The organism is Streptomyces sp. NPDC057445 (assembly GCF_042802855.1).
Taxonomy (GTDB): Bacteria; Actinomycetota; Actinomycetes; order Streptomycetales; family Streptomycetaceae; genus Streptomyces.
Map to the genome: position 1 here is coordinate 410014 of NZ_JBHVDH010000001.1, position 16248 is coordinate 426261.

A 16248-nucleotide genomic window follows, 5' to 3' on the forward strand; every position below is an offset into this window, starting at 1 on the left:
CCGGTCCTCACCCATGAGCACGGACCCGCCACTCCGTCCGCGCGTCCCGATAAGGCACTCTTGTCCCCGTGCCCCATCCCGAACCGGCTCTGCCTGCGAACGCCGCCCATCCGCACTCCGCGACCCTGAAGCGCCTGGAGCAGTCCTCAGGACGGCTGGCCGCGAACGCCATCGCCCGCATGGACGAGACGCTGCCGTGGTACCGGGCGATGCCCCCGGAGAACCGGTCGTGGATCGGACTGGTCGCCCAGGCCGGTATCGCCGCGTTCACCGAGTGGTTCCGGCACCCCGAGACGCCGCAGGCGATCTCGACCGATGTCTTCGGTACGGCTCCGCGCGAGCTGACCCGCGCGATCACGCTCCGCCAGACCGTCGAGATGGTGCGGACCACCATCGAGGTCATGGAGTCGGCGATCGAGGAGGTCGCCGCTCCGGGCGACGAGTCGATCCTGCGTGAGGCGCTGCTCGTGTACGCCCGGGAGATCGCCTTCGCGACCGCGCAGGTGTATGCGCAGGCCGCAGAGGCACGCGGCGCCTGGGACGCCCGGCTCGAGTCGCTCGTCGTGAACGCGGTGCTGTCGGGCGAGGCCGACGAGGGGGCCGTCAGCAGGGCCGCCGCGCTCGGCTGGAACTCGCCGGAGTACGTGTGCGTCGTGCTGGGCACCGCACCCGACGGGGACAGCGAGCTCACGGTGGAGGCCATCCGCCGCGCCGCCCGGCACGCCAAGCTCCAGGTGCTGACCGGTGTGCTCGGCGACCGGCTCGTCGTCATCGCGGGCGGCAGCGACAATCCCCTGCAGGTCGCCAAGGCGCTGATCGGCCCGTATGCCGCCGGACCGGTCGTCGCCGGGCCCGTGGTACCCGATCTGCTGGCGGCGACCCGCTCCGCGCAGGCCGCCGCGGCCGGACTCAAGGCCTGTTCCGCCTGGCAGGACGCCCCCCGGCCGGTCCTGGCGGACGATCTGCTGCCGGAGCGCGCCATAGCGGGCGACCCTTCGGCCCGCGAGCAACTGGTGGAGGAGATCTACAGACCGCTGGAGGAAGCCGGCTCGGCGCTGCTGGAAACTCTCAGTGTCTATCTGGAGCAGGCGAGCAGTCTGGAAGGCGCGGCCCGGATGCTCTTCGTCCACCCCAACACCGTCCGCTACCGGCTCCGACGTGTGACTGACGTCACCGGCTGGTCACCGTCCGATGTCCGCTCCGCGTTCACCCTTCGGATCGCACTCATCCTCGGGCGTCTGGTAGACGGCGATCAGCAGTCCTAGGCTTTTGTCGGACACCAACAATTCCCCTGACGGTTCTTGGTCCCTGTCCCCACGGGCGGCCATGACCGTCCACAAGAGAGAGTGTGAGGGTGCTCGTACTCGTCGCTCCCGGCCAAGGCGCTCAGACGCCCGGCTTCCTGACCCCCTGGCTCGAACTCCCCGGCGCCTCCGACCGCATCGCGGCCTGGTCCGACGCCATCGGGCTCGACCTTGCCCACTACGGCACGAAGGCCGACGCGGACGAGATCCGCGACACTTCCGTGGCGCAGCCGCTGCTCGTCGCGGCCGGTCTGCTGTCCGCCTCCGCGCTCGGCGACCTCACGCCCGGCGCCGTGGCCGGCCACAGCGTCGGTGAGATCACGGCCGCCGTGTTCGCGGGTGTCCTCGGCGACACCGCGGCACTGGGCTTCGTACGCACACGCGGACTGGCGATGGCCGAGGCCGCCGCCGTCACCCGCACCGGTATGTCGGCGCTGCTCGGCGGCGAGCCCGACGTCACGGTGCCGCATCTGGAGAAGCTGGGCCTGACCCCGGCGAACGTCAACGGCGCGGGCCAGATCGTGGCCGCGGGCACCATGGAGCAGCTCGCCGCGCTGGAGGCGGACAAGCCCGAGGGTGTACGGCGTGTCGTGGCCCTGAAGGTGGCCGGCGCGTTCCACACGCAGCACATGGCCCCGGCGGTCGACAAGCTCGACGCGGCCGCGAAGTCCCTGGCCGTGGCCGACCCGAAGGTCGCGTACGTCTCGAACAGGGACGGCCGGACCGTCAGCGCGGGCGACGAGATCGTCTCCCGGCTGGTCGGCCAGGTCGCCAACCCGGTCCGCTGGGACCTGTGCATGGAGACGTTCAAGGAGCTCGGGGTGACCGCGCTGCTGGAGGTGTGCCCGGGCGGCACCCTCACCGGTCTGGCCAAGCGGGCCCTGCCGGGCGTGAAGACGCTCGCGCTGAAGACCCCCGACGACCTCGACGCGGCCCGCGCGCTCGTCGCCGCCGAAACATCTGCCGCTGACGCGGCGGGCGCAGTCTGACGAAGGAGCCGTAGCGCATGTCGAAGATCAAGCCCAGTCAGGGCGCCCCGTACGCACGCATCATGGGTGTCGGCGGCTACCGCCCCACGCGGATCGTGCCCAACGAGGTGATCCTCGAGAAGATCGACTCCTCCGACGAGTGGATCCGCTCCCGCTCGGGCATCGCGACCCGTCACTGGGCGAACGACGAGGAAACCGTCGCCGCGATGTCGATCGAGGCGTCCGGCAAGGCGATCGCCGACGCCGGCATCACCGCCGGCCAGATCGGCGCCGTGGTCGTGTCGACCGTCTCGCACTTCGCCCAGACCCCGGCCATCGCCACCGAGATCGCCGACAAGCTCGGCACGGACAAGGCCGCGGCCTTCGACATCTCGGCGGGCTGCGCAGGCTTCGGTTACGGCCTCACCCTCGCCAAGGGCATGGTGGTGGAAGGTTCCGCCGAGTACGTCCTGGTGATCGGCGTCGAGCGGCTGAGCGACCTCACCGACCTGGAGGACCGCGCGACGGCCTTCCTGTTCGGCGACGGCGCGGGCGCGGTCGTCGTGGGCCCCGCGAAGGAGCCGATGATCGGCCCGACCGTCTGGGGCTCCGAGGGCGACAAGGCCGGGACGATCAAGCAGACCGTGTCCTGGGACCGCTACCGCGTCGGTGATGTGACGCAGCTGCCGCTCGACGCGAACGGCGACATCAAGTTTCCCGCGATCACGCAGGAAGGCCAGGCGGTGTTCCGCTGGGCCGTGTTCGAGATGGCGAAGGTCGCCCAGCAGGCGCTGGACGCGGCCGGGATCACCGCGGACGACCTGGACGTCTTCATTCCGCACCAGGCCAACATGCGGATCATCGACTCGATGGTGAAGACTCTCAAGCTGCCGGAGCACGTCACGGTCGCCCGTGACGTGGAGACCACCGGCAATACCTCGGCCGCCTCGATTCCGCTCGCGATGGAGCGGCTTCTGGCGACCGGACAGGCGAAGAGCGGCGACACCGCGCTCGTCATCGGCTTCGGGGCGGGTCTCGTGTACGCCGCGACGGTCGTTACCCTCCCCTAGGCAAGCATCCGGATCTTCCGGTCTTTCCGGTTCTCCGGGCCACGCCCAGTTCAACCCTCTGCTACACACCGAAGGAGCGCCACATGGCCGCCACTCAGGAAGAGATCGTCGCCGGTCTCGCCGAGATCGTGAACGAGATCGCCGGTATCCCGGCGGAGGACGTCCAGCTGGACAAGTCCTTCACCGACGACCTGGACGTCGACTCGCTGTCCATGGTCGAGGTCGTCGTCGCCGCCGAAGAGCGCTTCGACGTCAAGATCCCGGACGAGGACGTCAAGAACCTCAAGACGGTCGGCGACGCTGCCGACTACATCCTGAAGCACCAGGACTGATCCAGGACTGATCAGGTACGCCACCCAGCGGTGGCGCCGCTGATTCACGAAACCTCATAGACCGTGGAGAAAGAATTCCTGTGAGCTCGACCAATCGCACCGTGGTCGTCACCGGTATCGGCGCAACCACACCGCTGGGTGGCGACTCCGCATCGACCTGGGAAGGTCTGATCGCGGGACGCTCCGGCGTCCGCCCCCTGGAGGGTGAACGCTTCGCCGACCTGCCCGTCCGCATCGCCGCACCGGCGGCGGTGGACCCGGGTGAGGTCCTGCCCCGGCCGCTCGCGCGCAAGTTGGACCGCTCGGCCCAGTTCGCGCTCATCGCCGCACGTGAGGCGTGGGCCGATGCCGGCTTCACCGCTCCGGCGGGCGAGGACGAAAAGATCACGCCCGAGCGGCTCGGCGCCGTCATCGCCTCCGGCATCGGCGGTGTGACCACGCTGCTCGACCAGTACGACGTGCTGAAGGAGAAGGGCGTACGCCGCGTCTCCCCGCACACCGTGCCGATGCTCATGCCCAACGGCCCGTCCGCGAACGTCGGTCTGGAGGTGAACGCCCAGGCGGGCGTGCACACTCCGGTCTCCGCGTGCGCGTCGGGCGCAGAAGCGATCGGCTACGCCGTCGAGATGATCCGCACCGGCCGCGCCGATGTCGTGGTCGCCGGCGGCACGGAGGCGGCGATCCACCCGCTGCCGATCGCCGCGTTCGCCAACATGATGGCGATGTCCAAGAACAACGACGAGCCCGAGAAGGCCTCGCGTCCGTACGACAAGGCCCGTGACGGCTTCGTCCTCGGCGAGGGTGCGGGCGTGGTCGTCCTGGAGTCGGCGGAGCACGCCGCCGCACGTGGCGCCCGCGTCTACTGCGAGGTGCTCGGCCAGGGTCTGTCCGCGGACAGCCACCACATCGCGCAGCCCGAGCCGACCGGCCGGGGCATCGCCACGGCGCTGCAGAACCTGCTCGACGCGACGGACCTCAAGCCGGCCGAGGTCGTCCACCTCAACGCGCATGCGACGTCCACTCCTCAGGGTGATGTCGCAGAGATCAAGGCACTGCGGAAGGTCCTCGGCGACGACCTGGACCATGTCGCGGTCTCCGGCACCAAGTCCATGACCGGTCACCTGCTGGGCGGCGCGGGCGGCATCGAGACCGTCGCGACGGTCCTCGCCCTGCACCACCGTCTCGCCCCGCCGACGATCAACATCGACGACCTGGACGAGACGGTCGACGCGGACATCGTGCGCGGCGAGCCGCGCGAGCTGCCCGAGGGCACGATCGCGGCGATCAACAACTCGTTCGGCTTCGGCGGCCACAACGTGGTGCTGGCGTTCCGCACGGTCTGATCTCTCCGGCTTTCCTGCTGTACGACCGGGTCCGGCTCCCTTCCTGGGGGCCGGGCCCGCTCGCGTTCGGCGGAGCGCCAAGGCCGACGCGGCCTGCTGCGACGGCTGCTCGCGGAGCTCGACCGGCAGGAGCAGGTGACCGGAAAGCGATAGTGGTGCCGGGAGTCGACGACCGGGAACCGGTGTCCGGAATGCGGTGTCCGGAATGCGGTGTAAGGGAGCGCCCAGGGGCGCAAGTGGGCGTCAGGGGGCGTCAGGTGGACCTGCCTGGACAGGCGGGGGGCCGGCGGACCGCGGACCTACCCGCCCGGACGGGGCGCCGGAGAGGAACACCGAGGACCTGTCTTCTGGATCGGGCCGGATCAGCGAGCTGGTGGAGCGCACGTGCCGGGGCACGCGAGCCGGCAGGATCCGGAAGACAGGGCCTCAGACGACCTGGTGCAGCCAGCGGACGGGGGCGCCCTCGCCCGCGTACCGGAACGGCTCCAACTCGTCGTCCCAGGGCTTGCCCAGGAGCCTGGCGATCTCCGCCTCGAGTTCCGTCTCACCCTGGGCCGAGCGGGCGACGGCCGCGCGCAGCCGGTCCTCGGGGATCAGGATGTCACCGTGGATGCCGGTGACGGCGTGGAAGATGCCGAGGTCGGGTGTGGCGCTGTAGCGCTCGCCCTCGGCGGTGGGGCAGGGCTCCGCCGTCACCTCGAAGCGGAGCAACTGCCAACCCCGCAGGGCCGACGCGAGCTTCGAGGCGGTTCCGGGTTCGCCTTGCCAGGAGATCTCGGATCTCCAGGTACCCGGCGACGCCGGCTGCCGTACCCAGTCGAGCTGGACCCGCACGCCGAGTACACCCGCGACCGCCCATTCGACGTGCGGGCACAGCGCGCGGGGTGCGGAGTGAACGTACAGAACGCCGCGTGTCGTCACCGGGACCTCCAGTGTGGGACGAGGTTCGCCTTCCCCAGCGGCCCAGTAAACAGCATCGGGAGTGAAACTCCGCAAAACGGACACCATGTGACGTGATGTAATTTACCGGAGCCGGGGGCCAGGTACCTCTGGTTCGACGGGGGAAAAGCTACCGTGCGCCGGGCACCGAGGTGTGTCGTACCGACCGCCCGAATGGCCGTACGCGCCAAGGTTTCACCCACCAGGACGCCAACGGGGAGGGCAGGATGCGGGAAAACCGGCGGAGCGGGCGAACACGCCTTCGACCGCGTGCCACGGTCGCCGCGTTGACGGCGGCGGTGCTCGTCGGACTCACGGCGGTCACGGGCTGTGACGATCCTTCCACCGCGACCAGGAGCGGAAACGGCCGGCAGAAGGCGCCGCGGCCCTCCCCCTCCCCCACTCCGGTCTGGGACCGCAGCCCCGGCTCGCTGGCGGCCGTCGGCGACTCCATCACCCGCGGCTTCGACGCCTGCGAGGTGTTCGCCGACTGCCCCGAGGTGTCCTGGGCCACCGGCACCGACGCCGAGGTGCGCAGCCTCGCCCTGCGCCTCCTCGGCCCGGCGGCGGCCACGCGCAGCTGGAACCACGCCAGGACCGGGGCCCGGATGGCCGATCTGCCGGGGCAGATGGAGGCAGCGGCGGCCCGGCGCCCCGAGCTCGTGGCGGTGATGGTGGGCGCCAACGACGCATGCCGGGACTCGCCCGAACTGATGACGCCCGTAGCGGAGTTCACGGAGTCGTTCACCGCGGCGATGAGCGCCCTGCGGCGCACCGCACCCAAGGCGCAGGTGTACGTGTCCAGCGTGCCCGACCTGATGCGGCTGTGGTCCACCGGGCGTGGCAATCCGCTCGGCCGGCAGGTCTGGAAGCTGGGGATCTGCGCGTCGATGCTCGGCGACTCGGAGAACGCGGGCGAGGAGGCACGGCTGCGGCGGGCCCGGGTGTACGACCGGGTCGTGGCGTACAACCAGGCGCTGAAGAGCGTCTGTGCCAAGGATCGCCGCTGCCGGTACGACGGCGGGGAGGTCTTCGACTACCGCTTCACGGGCAGGCAGTTGAGCCCCTGGGACTGGTTCCACCCGGGCAGGGACGGCCAGCAGCGGCTGGCGGAGATCGCGTACCGCAATGTGACGTCCGCGAAGCCGCCTGCCTAGGGCCCGGGCTGGGCTCGGGCTCGGGCTCGGGATCGGGCGGGAAGGAGCCCCGAGGCGGTTGTCAGGTTCCGCCCCGGGGCCGTACGGGTGTCCCGGCAGGGCGGTCAGGAGGAGGCCCGACGGAGCGGTTTCCTGGACCCCGTACGAGCCGGAGACGAACATCCAGGATCCCGCCTTCCCGTCCGGCGTCCCGTAGGCGCGCCGCGACGGCGTGATCCCGGCGTCGGCCGCGTTCGGCGATGTCGCCCATCGCCTGATCAGGGGACGCCCGACGGCGGTTTCTCGCCTGAAGCTTCCCGAGGCTCGTTCGCCCCTCTGTTCACAGCCGAACTCCTTTCCGATACTGACCACTTCGGTTGAACGGTTTCGGCGAAGGGATTCGGCGTGCGGCGGACACGGACTTCGGCAGTGCTGGTCGTCTCGGCGGTGGCGTGCACGCTGCTCGGCACGGCCTCGGCGTCGGGAGCAGCGGAGGCCGCGTCCTCCGGCACCCCCACGGTGGAGGAGCAGCGACTGGAGGGGGCCGTACCGCAGGAGATCCTCCGGCGCAGCGGATTCGACTCCGTGGCACCGGAGTTCGCGCGGGAGCTGCGCGCGGCGGGCTCGTACGGCGAGGCCCGGCGGGTGGTCGCGCGGCAGGGCTCACGCCTGTGGCGCTCGGCCGTGGACCGGGCTCAGGGCAGGAACGGGACACAGGGCGATCTGAGCCGGGACGACGACCGGCCGCTGTACTGGTCGCGGCTCGGTATGACCAGGGAACTGCGCGCGTGGCAGCCGGAGTTCGGGCTGTCCGACGCCGCTCGGTCCCGGTTGCTCGACAGGCTCGAGGAGACCTCTCGCGGCCAGGACACGATGGACTTCCCGCGTGGAGGCGGCTTCAGGCGCATCGTGGTGACGGGCTTCGATCCCTTCACGCTGGACCGTGACATAAGGATCAGCAACCCGAGCGGGGCGACGGCGCTCGCCCTTGACGGCACCTGGATACGCACGGCGGACGGTGGCCGCGCCAGGATCGAGACGGCGGTCTTCCCGGTCCGCTGGAGCGACTTCGAGGCCGGGACCGTCGAGCGGACGCTTCGCCCGCAACTGCCGCATGCGGATCTGTTCACCACCGTGAGCCAGGGCAGAGTCGGCAGGTTCGACATCGAGCGCACCAACGGAGCCTGGCGCGGCGGCTTCCCGGACAACGAGAATCTGTCGAGCGACGGACCCGTGCCGGTCCCCGACCCGGCCGGCCGGCCGCAGTGGACCTCGACGACCCTCCCGTACACGGCCGTCGTCGCGGCGCACACCGGCCGCTTCCCGGTCTACGACAACACCTCGGTCACCGAGATACCGGTGGGCGGCACCGACCCGGTGGTCCGTCCCGAGGGCCCGACTCCCGGCTCCACGGCCCGTGCCGGTGGCGGCGGCAACTACCTCTCCAACGAGATCGCCTACCGGGCGACCCTGCTCCGCGACCGGCTCGGCCTGCACGACACGCTCCCGGGCGGCCATGTCCACACCCCGGTGCTGCAGTTCGGCGCGGACAACACCGACCCGGCGACGGGCACGGTCACCGACCCCGAGTTCGTACGGAACCGGCTGGACATCATCGCCCAGGTCCGGTCGATCGTGACGGTCGCGGCGAACGGCTGACAGGCGTGTCGGCGATGATGGGCGGCATGATCCTCGCCGCCGCTCAGTTCGTCCCGGTACCCGGGGACATCGAGGCAAACGTGCGATCCATGGCCGCCCTGATCCATACGGCGGCCGCTGACGGCGCCCGGTTGGTCGTCTTCGGCGAGCTGACCGTCACCGGCTACGAGCTGGGGCTGCTCGGCGAGGACCCGGGGCTGTGGGTGGCGCCCGACGATCCGCGGCTGGCCGCGGTGAGGGACGCGTGCCGCGCCACCGCCACGGCCGCCGTGGTCAGCTGTGCGGCGCGTACGGACCGGGCCCGGCCGGCCATCGCCTCACTCGTCATCGGCCCGGACGGTGAGCTCCTCACCCGCTACGACAAGCAGCATCTGCACGGCCCCGAGAACGACATCTTCTCGGCGGGCGGCGAGGACGGCCGTTTCACGCTGGACGGCGTCCGCTTCGCTCTCGCGATCTGCTACGACAACCGGTTCCCCGAGCTCGCAGAGCGCGCCCGGGCCGACGGCTGCCAGGTGTATCTGGCGAGTTCCGCGCTCGACAGGGAGAACGACTCGTTCGACACGGTCTATCCGGTCCGCGCCCGGACCCACGGCCTCTATGTGGCCCTGGGCAACCTCGTGGGGCTCAGCACCGGGGCCGGTGAGTGCTGCGGAGGAAGCGCCGTGTGGGGTCCGGACGGGGTGGTGCTGGCCACGGCGGGCACCGAGGCACCCGGGCTCGCGGTCGTGGAACTGCCGCTCGTCAGGAGCGCGCCTGGTCCTTGCTGAAGCTGTACGGAGACGGTGACGGAGACGGAGACGGGGCCTGGTACTGGGCGGGGGCACGGTGCTCCGGCTCCGGCTCCGGCGCCGTCAGGTCACGTACCAACAGCGTCGCGCCCGCCACCGCACCCGGCATCAGGAAGACCGCGACGAACGGGACGAGGAACGCGAGCGTGAGCGGAACGCCGAAGCCGAGCGTGAGCATGCGGCGGGAGCGCAGCATCGTGAGGCGTTCCTTCAGCTCGACACCGCGCCGCTGCAGTGCCACTGCCGTCAGCTCCTCCGCGAGGAAGAACCCGGAGACGCAGAAGCCGATCACCGGGACCACGGTCTGTCCGACGACCGGGATGAATCCGAGGGCGAAGAGCAGCACTCCGAACAGCGCGACGCGCAGCACGACCTTCAGGCTGTCCCGCGCCGAGATCCACAGCTCGCGCCAGAGCGGCAGCCCCGACTCGGGCACGTCGCCGCCCTCGGTGCGGTCGACCTGCTCCGAGAGCGACTCGTAGAACGGCTGCCCGACCAGCAGGGTCACGGCCGTGAAGGTGATCACGGCAAGGAACAGACCGAAGGCGAAGACCAGTGCGGTGAGGAAGCCCCGGAACAGACTCAGCCACGGCGACGACCAGTCGTCGGCGAACGGCGTCGCCCAGCCCACCAGGTCGTCGGCGCCGTAGCCGAGTCCGGTCAGCGCACCGGCGTACAGGACAAGGGTGACCAGTCCGGGCAGCAGCCCGATACCGAACCACCGGCCGTGCCGGCCGATCCATCGCTGGCCCTTGACCAGGTAGCCGAAACCGATCCTCAGATCACGCATGTCGCACACCCTATCGGGGCCGGAGCCGGAAACCGCGGCCCCATGGGCCTCCCGAGCCTCATGGACCGCGCAAGTCCCTCTTGTCGTACGTCGGTTGAGCCGGTAGACCCTCCGTACCGATCACTTCCGATCCGCCGGAGGCCCTCCGTATGGGTATGCCCCGAACCGTCCTGCTTGCGACAGCGAGTTCCGTCGTCACCGGAGCTCTGCTCCTCTCTCCCGTACACGCGACCGCGGCTGCCGGTCGCGACAGCCCTCATCCGGTGCGGGAAGGCGCGGGCCGGGACACCGGCCGGGACAGCAGCCCGAGCGCGTCCGCGGCGCTGCGGGCGCCGGCGGACACGGCGCCGGGGCTGCGCAAGGACGGGGGCTACCCCCGGCGGACCCGTCTCACTCCCCCGCCCGTCAACCCGGACGACAGCGCGCTCAGGCTCGGTCTCGCGCCGTACCACTCCCTGGCCCCGCGCCTGAACGCCCTGCAGAAGCTGGGCAACCGGGTCAGTGTCGAGGTCGCCGGGCGCTCGGCGGGAGGCCATGAGCTGTATCTCGTGACCGTGACCGCCCCTGAGACCGCCGGACAGGCCCGCGACCAGGAGCGGATGCGCGAGCTCATCGAGAACCGGCCGGCCGTGGCCGCCGAGGACCGGCACATCAAGGCCGCCTACAAGACACCGGTCTTCATCAACAACAACATCCACGGCAACGAGTGGGAAGGCACGGACGCCGCCCTGAAGCTCGTCGAGGAGCTGGCGACGGCGAAGGACGCGAAGACGGCGGGCCTGCTCGCAGCAAGCCGCGTCCACCTCAATGTGACCGCGAATCCGGACGGCAGGATCGCCGGAACCCGTGCCAACGCCAACGGTTTCGACCTCAACCGCGACTTCATCACCGCCTCGCAGCCCGAGACCCGCGCGATGCGGCGGATCGCCGTCGAAAAGCAGCCGGCGGTGATGCTGGATCTGCACGGCTACGTCAACGGCACCCTGATCGAGCCGACGACCCCGCCGCACGGCGAGAACTACGAGTACGACCTCTTCCTCAAGAACGCCTACGCCAACGCGCTCGGCATGGAGAAGGCGGTCAACGGCCTCGGCTACACCGAGGCCAGGGACGGTGTGCGGCCGGCGATGATCCCCTTCCGGGACGAGACGGAGGGCTGGGACGACTGGCCGCCGGTCTTCACCCCGCAGTACATGCCGTTCCAGGGCGCTGTCGCCTCGCACACCATCGAGATCCCGCTGGCGGTGAACTACGAGGAGTACGACTCGCTACCCGTCGCCGAGCTGCGCAGACGGGCCGCGATCAACACACGCGTCGCGGGCGCCGCGATGCGCGCCGCACTCGACTACACCCGCGCCCACCGCGCGTCCGTGCTCGCCGACCAGATCGAGACGTTCCGGCGGGGCGCGGCGGGCGAGGCGCAACGGCCGGTTTCTGAGCGGACCGTGCCGGGCGTTCCCGGGATCGGGCCGGAGGACGTCTACACGACCCGCTTCCCGCGGGCGTACGTCGTCCCGGCGGGGACGGGGCAGAGAAGCGCCACCGCCGCGGGGCGCCTGGTGGACCATCTGGTCGCCAACGACGTACGGGTGGAGCGGGCGCGCAAGGGTTTCCGGCTGGCGGGCCGCTCGTACCCGGCCGGTTCGTACGTCGTCGACATGCACCAGCCCAAGCGCGGTCTCGCGAACGCGATCCTGTCGCGGGGCCGCGACATCAGTGCGGACGTCTCCACGATGTACGACATCTCCGGCTGGAGCCTCGGGCTGCTGTGGGGCGCGAGCGTGGACAAGGTCGCGCGCGGCGAGCTGAAGATCGACGGCCGTGCGGTGGTGGCCGCCGCGCCCACAGGGCAGGTGGCGCGCCACGGCGATCTGAGGCTGCGGCTGGACGACCCGAAGGAGCTGGCCGCGCTGAACGCGCTGCTCGCGCAGGGTGTGGCGGTGCGCCGGTCGGCCGACGGCGGGTCGGCGGTCGTGCCCGGCTCCGCGCGGGGCAGGGCGGCCGTCCTGGCGGACCGGTACGGGGTGGCCTTCCGGGCGACGAAGGAGCCGGGCGTGACGGCGCTCGGGCGGACCAGGGTCGCGGCGGCGGTCAGCGCCGGCGAGTCGTTCGCGCTGCGGGAGATGGGCTTCGACGTGGTGCCGGTGTCGACCGAGGTGCTCAACGCGGGCTTCGACTGGTCGAAGGCGGACGTCCTGTTCGTCTCGACGGGCCTGGAGCACGCGAAGCTGACTCCCGCGGCCCGCAGCGCCCTGAACGGCTTCCTCGCGCGACGCGGAGCGAACGTGGTTGCCCTCGGCCCCGAGGGTGCGGCCTTCAACACGGCGGCGGGACTGCTCGCGGTCCGCGCGGCCGAGGGCAACGGGGATGCCAACGGCGTGGTGAGGGTGGTCAATTCGGGCAGCCGGATCACCTCGGGCGCCCCTGCGCACACCTTCGTCTATGCGCCGGTGTGGTTCACGGACCTCGGCAGGGGCGTACGGGCGGAGCAGTCGTACGCCGCCGGGAACCCGCTCGTCGCGGGCCACTGGAGGGCGGGGGCGGACGGCAAGGGCGGACCGAAGGACGCGGCGGGCAAGGCGTCGGTCGTCAGCGGCAGGACGGAGCGCGGCACCCCGGTGGTGCTGTTCGGTACGGAGCCGCTCTTCCGTGACCACCCGAAGGGAGTGTTCGCCCAGGTCGGGCGGGCGCTGCTGGGCTGAGCCGGGCTGGTCCGGCGCCTGCGGGAAGGCCGCACCCCGGTCGGTCGGGATGCGGCCCTCCCTCGTCCCGGCGCGTGTGCGACAGGACGGCTCGGTCGACCGGTCGGGCCGGTCGGGCCGGTCGGGCCGGTCGGCTCAGACGGCGAGTTCGACCGTGATGTTGCCGCGGGTGGCCTTGGAGTACGGGCACACCTGGTGGGCCTTCTCGAGCAGTTCCCTGGCCGTCGCTGCGTCCACGTTCGGGATCGTCGCCGAGATCCTGACGATGAGGCCGAAGCCTTCGTCGTTCTTGCCGATACCGACCTCGGCGGTGACCGTCGAGCCGGAGATGTCGGCCTTCTCCTGGCGGGCGACCACACCGAGCGCCCCCTGGAAGCAGGCGCTGTAACCGGCGGCGAAGAGCTGCTCCGGGTTCGTACCGGCGCCGGAACCGCCCATCTCCTTGGGCGGGTTGACGACGACGTCGAGCTTGCCGTCGTCGGTGGCGACGCGGCCGTCACGGCCGTTCTCCGCAGTGGCGGTCGCGGTGTACAGAACGTCGGACTGCTGGATGGACATCAAGAGGTTCCTTCTGTGGTTCGCCGCGGCTCGCGCCCACGACCGCGACGGCTGGGGTGAGCCTACCGGTTGAGCGAGACGATCATCTTTCCGGTGTTCTCGCCACGGAGCATGCCCACGAAGGCGTCGAAGCCGTTCTCGATGCCCTCGACCACGGTCTCGTTCGCCTTGAGCTCACCGGAACGCAGCCAGCCCCCGACCTCCTGGACGAACTGCGGCTGCAGCGCCGCGTGGTCGCTGACGAGCACGCCCTGCAGCCGCAGGCGCTTGCCGATCACCATGGCGAGGTTTCGCGGGGCGGGGGTGGGCTCGGTGGCGTTGTACTGGGCGATCATTCCGCAGAGGGTGGCGCGGCCGTGCACGTTCAACGAGGAGATCGCCGCCTCCAGGTGCTCGCCGCCGACGTTGTCGAAGTAGACGTCGATGCCGTCGGGGGTGGCCTCCTTCAGCTGGTCCGCCACGGGGCCGTTCTTGTAGTTGAACGCGGCGTCGAAGCCGTACTCCTCCACGAGGAGCTTCACCTTCTCGTCGGAGCCGGCCGAGCCGACGACCCGCGAGGCGCCCTTCAGCTTCGCCATCTGGCCGACCAGGCTGCCGACGGCACCGGCCGCGCCGGAGACGAAGACCGCGTCACCCTCCTTGAAGGAGGCGACCTCGAAGAGGCCCGCGTAGGCCGTGAGACCCGGCATGCCGAGCACGCCCAGGTAGGCGGAGAGCGGCGCCACCGAGGCGTCGACCTTGGTGGCGTGCTTGGCGGGAACGTCCGCGTACTCGCGCCAGCCGAGGCCGTGCAGGACATGGTCGCCGACGGCGAAACCCTCGGCGTTCGACGCGACGACCTCGCCGACCGCGCCGCCCTCCATCGGCTGGTCGAGCTGGAACGGGGGGACGTACGACTTCACGTCGTTCATCCGCCCGCGCATGTACGGGTCGACCGAGAAGTGCAGATTGCGGACGAGGATCCGGCCCTCGCCCGGCTCTGTCACCGGGCCCTCGCGCAGGGCGACGTCCTCGGCCTCGGGCCAGCCCTGCGGGCGGGCGACGAGGTGCCATTCACGGCCGGAGGTGGGAAGAGCGGACATGGCTGGGGTGCCTCCTAGAAAAGCTTCAGGTTCTGAAACAACCATGCGACTGAATATTTCAGGTTGTCAAGTATTCGGCTATGATGGACGCCATGGCCACCACACCCCCGGACCCGCTGACGCTCGAGGTCGTCGATCTCATCGGCGCCGTCGTGGCCCGCTACCACGACGAGTACGAGCAGGCCGCGACCCGGCACAGCCTCACCGGCGCCCAGGCCCGGGTGCTGGGGCTCCTCTCCATGGAACCTACGGCCATGCGCCGGATCGCGCAGAAGCTGAAGTGCGAGCCGTCGAACGTGACGGGGATCATCGACCGGCTGGAGGCCCGCGGGCTCGTCGAGCGCAGGCCCGATCCCGACGACCGGCGGGTCAAGATCGCCGCGGCGACGGACGAGGGCCGCGACACTGCCCGGCAGCTGCGGGAATCGCTGCACTTCGCGCGCGAGCCGCTGGCGGAGCTCTCGGCGGAGGAGCGGACGGTGCTGCGTGACCTGCTCAAGCGGATGCTCGGGGAGCCCGGGGAGCGGGCCGGATAGCCGGCGGGCCGGACAGGCGGCGAAGCCGGGTCCGGCAGGCCGCCGACCCCTCGCGGGGCGACGGGCGGGGCCGCGCGGAGGCGGCGCGGAGGCGGCGCGGGCGCGGAGGCGGCGCGGAGGCGGCGCGGGCGCGGAGGCCGCTCAGCGGCCGGAGGGCTGTCGGCCCCCGAGGGGCGCCACCGCGTCACGTGCCGACGACCGGTTCCGGCGTGAGCCCGACAACTCAGGGCACCGCAAGCCCTACGTGCACCAGAACAGGAACCAGGTGCACGTCTCGCTCGGCGTCGGCGTGGGCGACGATTCCGGAGGCGCGGCGGGCGGCGCAGACGCCGAGGACGACTGCGACGGATGACCGCCGGGGTCGCGCGGGCTCGGAGGAGAATCGTCTCTGCTCGGGACGGGCGCGGCGACGAACGAGCGCGTCGGCACCGGCTGCGAGGACGACGCCGCGCCCGTGGGCAGGGCACTGGCGGTTCCCGTGCCGGTGACGCTCGGCCGAGGCGCCGCGGACGACGTCGTGGGCGGCTCGCTTATGACGCTCGGGACTTCGGCGGGCTCGTCACTCGCGGTCGGTTCCGGTACGTCGTCGACCGCCAGCGACTCCTCCTCACGGACCTCGACGGACGCCCCGTCGTCCCACACCGCCTCGCGCGCCAGCTCCGCAAGGCTCAGCCCACCCGCCGCCAGCGCGAGACCGACCGTGCCCATCAGCACCTTGCGGCCGCGCTTCTTGCGCCTGCGCACGCCGGCGGGCCTGCGGGCACGCCGGTTCTGGGACGGCGCGCGACGGTGTCCGGCCGACGGCCGGTCCTCTTCGTACGCACCGCCGAGCTCGATGACGACGTCATCCGCCGGCGCGGCGGGGTTGTGATGCCTCAGCTCCTCCGCGGGGGTACCGCATCCGGCGCACGCCAGAGCCCCATTGAGGTGCCGACGGCACTGGTGGCAGTAGTCCATGGCGCCCGCAGCGTACGCAGCCGCAGGTCAACAGGGGTAGCCGCAACTGTGAGGATCCTGTGTGGAATCGGCGATTCCATG

The 16248-nt window shown here is 71.1% G+C and carries 15 protein-coding genes; 10 read left to right on the forward strand and 5 right to left on the reverse strand.

Translation table 11 applies throughout. The annotated features are described in order from the left end of the window. The first annotated feature begins 68 nt into the window (after positions 1-68). The 5 genes from ACFU5O_RS01900 (at position 69) to fabF (ending at position 5017) form a co-directional block, all read left to right on the forward strand. Positions 69-1265 (forward strand): PucR family transcriptional regulator, encoded by a 1197-nt coding sequence (locus ACFU5O_RS01900; RefSeq protein ID WP_384235110.1) that lies wholly within the window; start codon positions 69-71, stop codon positions 1263-1265. Positions 1266-1354: 89 nt separating this feature from the next. Continuing rightward, positions 1355-2293: an ACP S-malonyltransferase gene (locus ACFU5O_RS01905; RefSeq protein ID WP_384235113.1), complete on the forward strand. Its 939-nt coding sequence runs from the start codon at positions 1355-1357 to the stop codon at positions 2291-2293. A gap of 17 nt (positions 2294-2310) precedes the next feature. Then, complete coding sequence (locus ACFU5O_RS01910) at positions 2311-3342, forward strand: ketoacyl-ACP synthase III (RefSeq protein ID WP_384235116.1); 1032 nt, start codon at positions 2311-2313, stop codon at positions 3340-3342. An 83-nt stretch (positions 3343-3425) separates the two neighbouring features. Then, entirely contained in the window at positions 3426-3674 is a 249-nt protein-coding gene (locus ACFU5O_RS01915) for an acyl carrier protein (protein ID WP_384235120.1), read from the forward strand. An 80-nt stretch (positions 3675-3754) separates the two neighbouring features. After that, the gene (gene fabF, locus ACFU5O_RS01920; RefSeq protein WP_384235122.1) at positions 3755-5017 is read left to right on the forward strand and encodes a beta-ketoacyl-ACP synthase II; all 1263 of its coding nucleotides are present in this window, start codon (positions 3755-3757) and stop codon (positions 5015-5017) included. 426 nt (positions 5018-5443) lie between these two features. Here the strand turns inward: fabF and ACFU5O_RS01925 are convergent, their stop codons facing one another. Next, positions 5444-5938 (reverse strand): DUF3145 domain-containing protein, encoded by a 495-nt coding sequence (locus ACFU5O_RS01925; RefSeq protein WP_384235125.1) that lies wholly within the window; start codon positions 5936-5938, stop codon positions 5444-5446. A gap of 245 nt (positions 5939-6183) precedes the next feature. Between ACFU5O_RS01925 and ACFU5O_RS01930 the strand changes: the two genes are divergently transcribed. From ACFU5O_RS01930 to ACFU5O_RS01940, 3 genes are all read left to right on the forward strand, one after another. Next, positions 6184-7113: an SGNH/GDSL hydrolase family protein gene (locus tag ACFU5O_RS01930; protein WP_384235128.1), complete on the forward strand. Its 930-nt coding sequence runs from the start codon at positions 6184-6186 to the stop codon at positions 7111-7113. Between the two features lie 408 nt (positions 7114-7521). Next, positions 7522-8751: a pyroglutamyl peptidase gene (locus ACFU5O_RS01935; RefSeq protein WP_384236364.1), complete on the forward strand. Its 1230-nt coding sequence runs from the start codon at positions 7522-7524 to the stop codon at positions 8749-8751. Between the two features lie 26 nt (positions 8752-8777). Then, complete coding sequence (locus ACFU5O_RS01940; RefSeq protein ID WP_384235130.1) at positions 8778-9521, forward strand: carbon-nitrogen hydrolase family protein; 744 nt, start codon at positions 8778-8780, stop codon at positions 9519-9521. Here ACFU5O_RS01940 and ACFU5O_RS01945 read toward each other — a convergent pair. Continuing rightward, positions 9496-10332 carry an EI24 domain-containing protein gene (locus tag ACFU5O_RS01945; protein WP_384235133.1) on the reverse strand — a complete coding sequence of 279 codons (837 nt, stop codon included), beginning with the start codon at positions 10330-10332 and terminating at the stop codon, positions 9496-9498. The two genes, ACFU5O_RS01940 and ACFU5O_RS01945, sit on opposite strands and share 26 nt — an antisense overlap. Before the next feature lie 149 nt (positions 10333-10481). On the opposite strand from ACFU5O_RS01945, the gene ACFU5O_RS01950 reads away from it, so the two are divergent. After that, entirely contained in the window at positions 10482-13034 is a 2553-nt protein-coding gene (locus ACFU5O_RS01950) for a M14 family zinc carboxypeptidase (protein WP_384235136.1), read from the forward strand. Positions 13035-13169: 135 nt separating this feature from the next. Here the strand turns inward: ACFU5O_RS01950 and ACFU5O_RS01955 are convergent, their stop codons facing one another. Together ACFU5O_RS01955 and ACFU5O_RS01960 are read right to left on the reverse strand one after the other, a co-directional pair. Further along, positions 13170-13592: an organic hydroperoxide resistance protein gene (locus tag ACFU5O_RS01955; RefSeq protein ID WP_384235139.1), complete on the reverse strand. Its 423-nt coding sequence runs from the start codon at positions 13590-13592 to the stop codon at positions 13170-13172. Positions 13593-13654: 62 nt separating this feature from the next. Beyond that, on the reverse strand, positions 13655-14674 hold the full coding sequence (locus ACFU5O_RS01960; RefSeq protein ID WP_384235142.1) for an NADP-dependent oxidoreductase: 1020 nt from the start codon (positions 14672-14674) through the stop codon (positions 13655-13657). Positions 14675-14766: 92 nt separating this feature from the next. Between ACFU5O_RS01960 and ACFU5O_RS01965 the strand changes: the two genes are divergently transcribed. Continuing rightward, complete coding sequence (locus tag ACFU5O_RS01965) at positions 14767-15210, forward strand: MarR family winged helix-turn-helix transcriptional regulator (protein WP_384235144.1); 444 nt, start codon at positions 14767-14769, stop codon at positions 15208-15210. A gap of 240 nt (positions 15211-15450) precedes the next feature. Here the strand turns inward: ACFU5O_RS01965 and ACFU5O_RS01970 are convergent, their stop codons facing one another. Further along, positions 15451-16167: a hypothetical protein gene (locus tag ACFU5O_RS01970; RefSeq protein ID WP_384235147.1), complete on the reverse strand. Its 717-nt coding sequence runs from the start codon at positions 16165-16167 to the stop codon at positions 15451-15453. Positions 16168-16248: the final 81 nt, after the last annotated feature.